The following is a 9728-nucleotide window of genomic DNA, read 5'->3' as shown; positions in this document are numbered from 1 at the left end:
ACATTATCTGGTGCGAGGTCGGTCAAAAATTGCTCAAACTTATATGAAAGAGGCGCACTATTGCTACGATCGCTGGGGCGCAACCGCTAAAGTTAAAGACTTAGAAAAACGCTATCCACAGTTCTTTTCTCAGTCGTCTAGAGCCGCTTCCACATCAATTCCTATTACTGCTGAAACTATCCCTAATCCCTTCCATACCGCTTTCGATTTAGCAGCAGTGATGAAAGCTTCACAGGCGATTTCTCGTGAAATTGAACTGAAGCAATTGCTGCGATCACTGATGCAAACTTTAATTGAGAATGCTGGCGCACAAACCGGATATCTGATTTTAGAAAACTCAGGAGAATGGTTGATTGAAGCGGCTTGTGAACTCAATACCGATGAGAATGCTTGTGCGACTCAGGTGTTACAGTCTATTCCAATTGCCAATCAATTGCCAGAATCAATCATTCAATATGTGATTCGGACTCTAAAGCCTGTCACCTTAAATGATGCGACTCGTGAAGGTGCTTTTATTAATGAGCCATACATTCAACAGAACCAGCCTCAATCTATTTTCTGTTTGCCGCTGCTGAATCAAGCCAAGCTGGTCGGTGTATTGTATTTAGAAAATCGGTTAGCAACTGGAGTATTTACACCAGAGCGATCGCAGGTCTTGCAGCTATTATCGACCCAAGCAGCGATCGCCATCGAAAATGCCAACCTTTACTCAGAACTACAGGCTAAGGAAAGCAAGATCACGCAGTTCCTCGAAGCGATTCCGGTGGGAATTGCGATCGTGGATGCGACGGGTTGTCCTTACTATGCCAACCAATGCGGCAATCAACTCATGGGCAAAGAAACTGATACTTCCATAGCACCGGAGCAGATATCAGAGGCTTATCAGCTTTATGTAGCGGGAACGAATCAAATCTATCCAGCGGAGAGCTTGCCTGCTGTGCGGGCATTAAGGGGCGAACGCATCAGGACTGAAGATATAGAAATTCGTCGAGATCATGTCACAATTCTACTTGAGGCACGGGGAACACCAGTTTTTGATCAACAGGGCAATATCACTCATGCGATCGCTACCTTTCAGGACATTACAGAGCGCAAACAAGCCGAGAAACTCCTAGCCGACTACAACTGCACTTTAGAGCAACAGGTCGCAGAACGAACTGCTGCGTTACGACAAAGTGAGGCCAATTACCGTAACCTGCTACAAACCGCGAATTCCGTCATCATTTGCTATGACACGCAAGGACGAATTCGATACATCAACGATTATGGGGTGAAACTCCTAGGCTATGAAGAACATCAGATTGTAGGGCGAACCTTATTTGAAACCATCATTCCAGACATCGAAACCTCTGGACGCGATGTCAAACCATTTGTTCACGATTTACTTCGTAATCCTCAATTGTACCCGCAAGGCGAGAGTGAAAACCTGTGCCGAGACGGTCGGCGAGTTTGGATGGCCTGGTCGAATCAAGCCATCTTCAATGACCAGGGAGAGGTCGTTGAAATCTTATCGGTTGGCAATGACACCACCCAGCGTAAACAAGCAGAAGAGGCTTTACAACGCAGTGAAGCTAAGTTCCGAACTATCTTTGAAAACTCGCAGGTTGGCATCTTCCGAGTCCGCCTCTCGGATGGATTAATTCTCGATGCCAATCAACGTCATGCCAATCTGTTTGGCTTTGATTCACCAGAGGAGATCATTGGGCTTGAACACGTCATAGGCTATTATGCAGATCCCAGCGATCACCAACACCTCATTGAGTTGCTGAAGCGGGATCGGGAAGTGCGAAGCTTTGAAGTCCAGATGCGAAAACGAGATGGGACATTGTTTTGGGGGCTTTTCTCTCTTTATCTAAATGCAGACGATAACTACATCGAAGGGGTGATTGCGGATATTAGCGATCGCAAACAAGCAGAAGCCGCTCTACAAAATAGTGAAGAACGGCTGCGCCTGGCACTAACAGCCACAAATCAAGGACTCTACGATCTCGATTTAAAAACTGAAGAAAGAATTGTTAACCCGGAATACGCTTTAATGCTGGGCTACAATCCAGCAACATTCCACGAAACCATTTCTGAATGGATTGCTCGTTTGCATCCTGATGACAGAGAATCAGTTGTCGCAACCTACCGTGCTTACATTGCTGGAAAAATCCCTAGCTATCAAGCAGAGTATCGCCAGCGTACCCAGGATGGTCAGTGGAAATGGACTCTTTCTGTTGGCAAAATTGTTGCCTGGGACGAATCAGGTCAACCCATGCGGATGTTGGGAACCCACGTTGACATTAACGATCGCAAGCAAGCAGAAGCAGCCCTACAAGTCTCAGAGTCAAAGCTACGGACTCTAATTGAGGCAATTCCCGATCCATTGTTTGTATTCTCTGCTGAAGGGCGATTCCTTGAAATAATGGTACTGGAACGAAATCTGCTATGGCAACCCTTTGAGGAGATGATTGGTAAAACTATGCATCAACTCGGAAGGGAAGAAGCTGATGAGTTTCTAGGTTATATTCAGCAGGTACTGAGAACCCAACAAATCCTCACGGTCGAGTATGGTGCGTTTCTAAATGGACGAGAAATGTGGTTTTCGGCTCGCATTGCCCCAATCAGCCACGATCAGGTGATTTGGCTGGTGCGAGATATTACGGCGCAGAAGCAAGCAGAAGAAGCCTCAATTTTAGAGGAGCGCAACCGCATGGCACGCGAAATTCACGACACACTCGCTCAGGCGTTTACAGGCATTCTGGCTCAGGTGGGAGCGGCAAAACAGGTGCTAACGGATGATTTAGAAGCAACTCAGGCACATCTAGACCTGATCAAAGAATTGGCACGAACTGGACTGACTGAAGCGCGGCGATCGGTTGTCGCGCTCCGTCCTCAGCTTTTGGAGGAGGGCAGTTTACAGAGCGCTCTACATCGTCTCATCGCTCAAATCAGGGCTGCTGCAACTGACACCACTCTACATTATGAGATCAAGGGTGCAGTGTATTCTCTACCCACTGAAGTCGAGAATAACCTACTACGGATTGGGCAGGAAGCATTAACTAATGCGATTAGATACGCCAATGCTGACGAAATTCGAGTGGAGCTAGTCTACGATCGCGACCAGTTTTGCTTGCGCGTGAGAGACAATGGACAGGGCTTTGGAGTTGGGAGTATTTCAGCCTCTGAGGGTTTTGGCTTACTCGGCATGAGCGAACGGGCAGAGCGCATCGGCGCACAACTAACGATTAGGAGTCAACCTGGACAAGGAACAGAAATTATTGTCACCGTCAACCCTTGAGTGAGCATTACAATGAGCCAAGCCACGACCATTCGGGTTCTGATTGCGGACGATCACGCCATTTTTCGGCAAGGATTAGCCACGATTATTAACCGTGACCCAGATATGCAGGTGATTGCCCAAGCTGAAAATGGTGAACAGGCGATCGCCTTGTTTCGGGAACACCAACCAGATGTCACACTCATGGATCTGCGAATGCCTGAAGTGGAAGGAGTTGCCGCCATCGGTGCAATTTGTGCTACTGCTAAATCTGCTCGGATTATTGTACTGACCACGTATGATAGTGACGAAGATATCTATCGGGGATTGCAGGCAGGCGCAAAAGGATATCTGTTGAAAGAAACTGAACCTGACGAGCTTCTGAATGCTATTCGTACCGTTCACCGGGGTCAGAAGTACATTCCGCCCGATGTGGGAGCAAAGTTGGTACAGCGCCTCAGCAATCCAGAACTGAGTGAACGAGAACTAGAAGTACTCGGCTCACTGGCGCAGGGGATGAGTAATGCCGATATTGCGACTGCTTTGAGTATCGGTGAAGGCACGGTTAAATCTCATGTTAATCGGATTTTGAATAAGTTAGATGTCAGCGATCGCACCCAAGCTGTAATTGTTGCCGTTAAACGCGGCATTGTCAGTTTGTAGGGTGTACTTTCGATAGAATTGGGATTCTAACTTGAGTTAGAACCAGCTTTCTACTCCACGATGGCATGGCGACTCTATCAATTTGTACTGTAAAACTTTTAACTCGCTATAGACGACAGCTTGAAGGCGATCTCCTATATTGAATTTATGCAAACAGTTATGCAATCAGTGGATTGAATAAGTAAATTGCAAGGTTCCATGCTTGATGTAAATGTAGAAAAATGAACGACGATCGTAGCCACAGTTCCTTACTTGTACCCCCTTCAACCCAGGATTGGATGCGAGGTGTGCTGAGTGCTAAGGTCGTGCTGGTGATGTATGGAGACTATCAATGCTCTAAAAGTGCGGATGTTTACAAGCTGATTAAAGTGCTCAAAGGAGAACTTAGTGCTTCTTTTGGAGAGGATGATTTATGCTTTATCTTCCGTCATTTTCCGCAAGCACAGATTCATCCCCAAGCTCAACGGGCAGCCGAAGCAGCCGTTGCCGCCGCTGTCCAAGGACAGTTTTGGTTAATGAATGATACTTTATTTGCCCATCAACAAAAGTTGGAGAATGGTTATCTTGTCGAGTACGCCAATGATTTAGGGCTTGATATCCCTCAGTTTCTCAAAGATCTGTCTAAACAAGTGCATATTGATCGTATCAATAAAGATATTGAAAGTGGATGCAAGAGTGGAGTCACGGCTGCTCCAGCCCTATTTATCAATAACATTCGATATACCGGACGCTGGAAAATGACAGAGTTGATGACAGCCATGATTGCTGCAAGTCACTAAGCTCTATTCATATCTGACTTGTTTGTTAGTGCTAGTAAGTGATCGAGTGCGCGATCGCTAGTTTTTGCCTGTTTTGTTGAATAAATTGCCAATTTTGAATCATGCTAACAACGCCAACGCCAACCCTTGAATTCAAACACAAAGGCTTGACACGCACCCAATTGCAGCAAGTACTCAACTATATTCAGACTCACCGTCGATCGAGAATTGTCGTTAATTGAACTTGCAGAAGTGATCAACATTAGCCCGACTTATTTTGCAAGTTTGTTCAAACAAGCGATCGAGGTTTCTCCACACCAGTACATAATTCAACAGCGGGTGGAACAGATTTAGCAATAACCTCGATGGCGGATATACGGCGAACTGATCAAAACTCACAAGTTTGCTACCTGTGAGCGGAATGTAGAGCAATGTCCGCCTGGGACATGACTATCACTCGACTAAAGCGCTCTCAAAGCCTGATCAATCCAATTATACCTTCAAACTAATCTCATGAAAAAGATAATTTTGCTAGCACTGGTGGGTACGGGATTCATAGTAAATATGCCCTTTACAGCACAGGCACTAGATTCAGAAAAAATTGGTCATAACCTTGACCGAGAGCCGAATATGTCAATCGCTCAGTACGATCGCGATCGTGACGATCGATATCGTGACAACCAATATCGCGATCGATATCGTGATAACCAGTATCGTGACTACCAGTATGGTGACGACCGGCGCGATCGGCCATTTGTGGTTTATTACCGCAGCCGTGACGATCGGAAATGGATTTATGAGAGTATCCACTACAATCGTCGCGATGCCCGACGTGCTGCCAAGCGACTGGAGCGGCGTGGTTATCGAACCCTAATTTTAGGATAGAGCCGTTGCAAACTATGAGTTGCCAACACCTAAATCCCACTTGCGGGCTGCCAAGCGACTGGAGCAACGTAGTTATCTAACCTACGTTCAAGTGACAGCAAGCCAGTAGGGGGGGCAATGCCCACAAAACCTTACTGTGAAGGGTTTTACAAAATGGTGGGCAATGCTCACCCTACTACTTAGATTTTAGGAGAAATAGGAATGATACTTCAGAATAAGGTGGCGTTAGTCACCAGTTGGCATTGTGTCTACCCAGTATTCTGATGTCTCTAGAGATTAAATCAATGGCAGTTTTGAAACAATTTGTGATTCTATTTGTGTTGGGCATTGCGGGAATTGCGATGTTTACGATTACGTCGGTTCCATTAGTTGAGCAACAGTTGGCAAAACTGTCTCCAGAAAAACTGGCAAAAGTTCCGCCACTGTGGGTTTTAATGCTGCTGCAAGGACTACAGTATACAGTTCCACTGGCAATCAGCATTCTAATCGGAATTGGCTGTGCCTATCGCGTTGGATTACGCTCACATTTGATTGACTACTGGGTACTTCATACCCCTAAGATTCCATATTCTGTCATTGAGATGAAATGGAGCTTGGGTGTAGGTGCAGCGACGACGATCATTATACTGTTGCTAGATCGGTTCATGAAACCTGCTCTACCTGAAGCACTACAGGCATCCAATAACACAGAACCGAATTGGCTGAGTTCACTTACAGCAATGCTTTATGGCGGCATCACTGAGGAAATTCTGATGCGCTGGGGCTTAATGTCGCTGCTTGTTTGGATAGCGTGGAAGGTGTTAAAACAAGGCATTACGTTACCAAGCCAAGGAATATATCAAGGTGCGATTGTGCTAGCAGCGCTGGTATTTGGACTTTTGCACCTACCCGCAACTGCCGCGATAGTTCCACTCACTCCGCTTGTGATTATCCGAGCGATATTACTCAATGGGATTGCTGGCATTGCTTTTGGTTGGCTCTTTTGGCAATACTCGCTTGAGGCTGCGATGTTATCCCATGTCAGCTTTCATGCCTTTTCCTTTGCTCTTAGCCTAATGCTTGCAAGATTTGTCTAAGCTTTTTTCTAAAGCGATTTCATGATTATTTCAAGAGAGAACAACCGGACTTAGATTTTAGGAGAAATAGAATGATACTTCAGGATAAAGTGGCGTTAGTCACTGGTGGCACATCGGGAATTGGTCGTGCAACGGCGTTAGCGTACCCCTACGGGGAAGCAAGCTACGCGCAGCGTTTCGTTGGCGCAGCCTCTCGTAGAGAAGGAAAGCTTAACGTTCGCGTAGCGTCTCGCAGAGAAGTTATCGCTTTCGGTGCTGCTGGAGCAAAGGTCGTATTCTCTGGCAGACGCGACGCAGAAGGTGAAAAAACCGCCAAACTGATTCGTGAAACAGGCGCTGAATGCTTATACGTCCATTGAAACAAGTTCACTAACATCACAAGAATCTGAAAGAAGTTGAGTGTTGGAACTAACTACACTCAAGTGAACTAAGACGAATGGCACTAAGTTAAGATATAGCCCTTGCCCTGACTGGTTCCCAGCCTGGAGGCTGGGAATCCATCCTGGGAGGCTCCGCCTCCAGTGGCTTGACCAGAGGCAGAGCCTCTGGCAATACATTCCCAGTCTTCAGACTGGGAACAAGGCGAAACGATGCTACATAAGCCTTTGGGCTTTTCTTAGTGCCATTCGAACTAAGACTAAGACAATTCAAGAGAGTAGACAAATTGTTTCTTATGCTGACTCTGGTGTGTTGAGATCCAAACTCGTGCTATCGGAGGCGATGTGTTGCGCTGTGCTAATAGATTCTAAGAATTGTAGATTGTTAAATCTATGATTTTAACAGGGGCGTGTTGATATGGAAAAAGGAAGATTGATAGCATTCAGTGATGGTGTCATCGCCATCATCATCACGATTATGGTACTGGAATTGAAGGTGCCCCACAGAGATGATTTAGCTGCATTACGTCCGCTAATTCCCTCATTTCTAAGCTACATCCTTAGCTTTATTAATTTGGGAATTTATTGGAATAACCACCACCACTTATTTCAGGTAGCGCAATATGTCAGCGGTCGAGTTTTATGGGCTAATTTGCATTTGTTATTCTGGCTGTCGCTTATTCCCTTTGTCACCGCCTGGATGGGCGAAAATTACTTCACCGCGTTACCTGTTGCCTTTTATGGTGGTGTGCTGTTGTTCAGCGCAATTGCTTATTTAATTCTGACTATGACTCTGATTGTTCACCACGGTCAAGGCTCGGTAATCGCAACTGCCATCGGGAGAGATTTTAAGGGCAAGGTATCAGTGGCGATCTATGCCGTATCGATTCTCCTCGCCTTTGCTAATTCATGGTTGGCTTTTAGTCTCTATGTATTAGTAGCAATGATGTGGTTGATTCCAGATCGCCGGATTGAGAAAGCAATGCGCTGATAAAAGTATCGTCAGATCGCCATCTATGCCAATAATCTACAAGATTTACAATGAGGTTCAATCGCATAGACTCACTCAATTCGCTCATCTCAGAAGTAATCAATGACTACCACAGCACTCCATCTCATTCACGATGTCAAACGTACTAAACAAAGGAACACAATGAATAAACCAAAGTTTTTTGTCACCCCCGGTTATGGCGAATATATGCTGAATAAATTGCATTACTCGCAAGCGGTAAAAATTGGCGATCGCGTGGAGACATCCGGTCAAGGTGGCTGGAATGACGATCTGCAAATTCCCGAATCGCTTGCGGATGAGATTGCTCAGGCGTTTCGGAACGTGGAGCAAACCCTGGCAACAGCTGGGGCGGGTTGGGAGCACGTTGTTCACGTCAATTCTTACCATGTTGGCGGCTTGCCCCCAGAGGTTAACGATGTGATGGTCAGGCTATATCGCCATTATATGCCCAACCATGCCCCAATTTGGACACAGGTAGGAGTTGCGGCTCTTGGACTGCCAACAATGCGGATTGAGATCCGCGTTACTGCAATTATTCCGTGAGTTTTGCACAAGCGGCAACGGGCTATTGCGAAGTTAGGGAGTTACCTCCGCTGAGTGGTATCGAAATCCCGTCACTGTTTACTCTACAACAAGGATAATTACCACAGATGGAATCTATGAAAGCAGCCGTATTAACTGCGTTTGGTGATGCTGAGAAGTTTAAGATTCAAACTGTTCCTATACCAACACTGAAGGCGAATCAGGTGTTAGTCAGAGTTTGTGCAACCTCGATTAATCCGGTCGATTACCAAACTCGTCGTGGTGATTACAAGGAACTGGTTCAATTACCCGCCATCCTTGGAGTCGATGTTTCAGGGGTGATTGAGGCAATTGGCGAAGCTGTGACTGATTTCAAGGTGGGAGACAACGTGTATTACTCACCGCAAATTTTTGGAGAATTCGGTAGCTACGCTCAGTATCATGTGGCTGATGCAGCGATTGTTGCATTGAAGCCTGCAAATCTATCGCACATTGAAGCAGCTTCTTTTCCGCTTGCAGGCGGAACGGCTTGGGATTGTCTAGTGACTAGGGGCAATCTACAAGTTGGTGAAACAGTTCTCATCCATGCGGGTGCGGGTGGAGTGGGTTCGATCGCAGTTCAACTCGCCAAAGCGATCGGGGCATACGTTTTTGCGACGTGTAGTTCTAGAAACCGAGATTTCGTGACAGAACTGGGCGCAGATCGGGTGATTGATTACAAAAATGAAGATTACGTAGAAGTCATTCGTCAAGAAACAAATGGACTGGGTGTGGATTTAGTTCTAGATACGATCGGCAAAGAAACAATTCAGCGTAGTCTAGAAATCATTCGTCCCTTTGGCAGGCTTACAAGCATTGTAGACATTGCAATACCGCAATCGCTTCTTGAAGCATGGGGTAAGAATCTGACGATTCATTTTGTTTTTTCACCCCAGTACCGAGCAAAATTAGAGGCGTTGACAAAACTCATCGAGCGTCATCAGCTTCGCCCAGTGATTGATTCAGTATTTTCTTGGGATCAGGTCGTTCTGGCACATCAACGTCTAGAGCAGGGAGGAACACGGGGCAAAATTGTGCTGAAATTTACAGAAGATTAGACCAGCTTTACGAGGTTGGTAATTGCTAAACGGATCGGAGTTTGATTTTGTGCTGAAGGTCAATATTGATTGGAAC

The 9728-nt window shown here is 46.0% G+C and carries 10 protein-coding genes; all 10 read left to right on the top strand.

The genetic code is table 11. The features are described from left to right. On the top strand, window positions 1-3283 hold a 3283-nt coding region (locus IQ229_RS02835), incomplete at its 5' end, for a PAS domain S-box protein (protein ID WP_194041099.1). A gap of 12 nt (window positions 3284-3295) precedes the next feature. After that, window positions 3296-3925 (top strand): response regulator, encoded by a 630-nt coding sequence (locus IQ229_RS02830; protein ID WP_194041097.1) that lies wholly within the window; start codon window positions 3296-3298, stop codon window positions 3923-3925. Between the two features lie 221 nt (window positions 3926-4146). Further along, the gene (locus tag IQ229_RS02825; RefSeq protein ID WP_190919624.1) at window positions 4147-4704 is read left to right on the top strand and encodes a DsbA family protein; all 558 of its coding nucleotides are present in this window, start codon (window positions 4147-4149) and stop codon (window positions 4702-4704) included. A 231-nt stretch (window positions 4705-4935) separates the two neighbouring features. Further along, window positions 4936-5037 carry a hypothetical protein gene (locus tag IQ229_RS24790; RefSeq protein ID WP_409339889.1) on the top strand — a complete coding sequence of 34 codons (102 nt, stop codon included), beginning with the start codon at window positions 4936-4938 and terminating at the stop codon, window positions 5035-5037. 159 nt (window positions 5038-5196) lie between these two features. Further along, window positions 5197-5568: a hypothetical protein gene (locus IQ229_RS02815; RefSeq protein WP_194041095.1), complete on the top strand. Its 372-nt coding sequence runs from the start codon at window positions 5197-5199 to the stop codon at window positions 5566-5568. A 284-nt stretch (window positions 5569-5852) separates the two neighbouring features. Further along, window positions 5853-6644, top strand: a complete 792-nt coding sequence (locus IQ229_RS02810) for a CPBP family intramembrane glutamic endopeptidase (RefSeq protein ID WP_194041093.1) — start codon at window positions 5853-5855, stop codon at window positions 6642-6644. A gap of 71 nt (window positions 6645-6715) precedes the next feature. Next, on the top strand, window positions 6716-7003 hold the full coding sequence (locus IQ229_RS02805) for a Rossmann-fold NAD(P)-binding domain-containing protein (protein ID WP_194041091.1): 288 nt from the start codon (window positions 6716-6718) through the stop codon (window positions 7001-7003). A 436-nt stretch (window positions 7004-7439) separates the two neighbouring features. After that, complete coding sequence (locus IQ229_RS02800) at window positions 7440-8012, top strand: TMEM175 family protein (RefSeq protein ID WP_194041089.1); 573 nt, start codon at window positions 7440-7442, stop codon at window positions 8010-8012. A gap of 102 nt (window positions 8013-8114) precedes the next feature. Then, window positions 8115-8576: a RidA family protein gene (locus IQ229_RS02795; RefSeq protein ID WP_228013044.1), complete on the top strand. Its 462-nt coding sequence runs from the start codon at window positions 8115-8117 to the stop codon at window positions 8574-8576. Between the two features lie 107 nt (window positions 8577-8683). Continuing rightward, window positions 8684-9652 (top strand): zinc-dependent alcohol dehydrogenase family protein, encoded by a 969-nt coding sequence (locus IQ229_RS02790; protein WP_194041087.1) that lies wholly within the window; start codon window positions 8684-8686, stop codon window positions 9650-9652. The last annotated feature ends 76 nt before the right edge of the window (window positions 9653-9728 follow it).

It is taken from the genome of Nostoc cf. edaphicum LEGE 07299, assembly GCF_015207245.1.
Classification (GTDB): domain Bacteria; phylum Cyanobacteriota; class Cyanobacteriia; order Cyanobacteriales; family Nostocaceae; genus Nostoc; species Nostoc edaphicum_B.
This window is presented reverse-complemented; position numbering and strand designations above follow the sequence as displayed.

Excerpts from the sequence above, each read along its gene's own strand:
- IQ229_RS02815 (WP_194041095.1), top strand. The coding sequence starts at position 5,197 with ATGAAAAAGATAATTTTGCTAGCACTGGTGGGTACGGGATTCATAGTA.
- IQ229_RS02830 (WP_194041097.1), top strand. The coding sequence starts at position 3,296 with ATGAGCCAAGCCACGACCATTCGGGTTCTGATTGCGGACGATCACGCC.
- IQ229_RS02790 (WP_194041087.1), top strand. The coding sequence starts at position 8,684 with ATGGAATCTATGAAAGCAGCCGTATTAACTGCGTTTGGTGATGCTGAG.
- IQ229_RS02800 (WP_194041089.1), top strand. The coding sequence starts at position 7,440 with ATGGAAAAAGGAAGATTGATAGCATTCAGTGATGGTGTCATCGCCATC.
- IQ229_RS02825 (WP_190919624.1), top strand. The coding sequence starts at position 4,147 with ATGAACGACGATCGTAGCCACAGTTCCTTACTTGTACCCCCTTCAACC.
- IQ229_RS02795 (WP_228013044.1), top strand. The coding sequence starts at position 8,115 with ATGACTACCACAGCACTCCATCTCATTCACGATGTCAAACGTACTAAA.
- IQ229_RS02810 (WP_194041093.1), top strand. The coding sequence starts at position 5,853 with ATGGCAGTTTTGAAACAATTTGTGATTCTATTTGTGTTGGGCATTGCG.
- IQ229_RS02805 (WP_194041091.1), top strand. The coding sequence starts at position 6,716 with ATGATACTTCAGGATAAAGTGGCGTTAGTCACTGGTGGCACATCGGGA.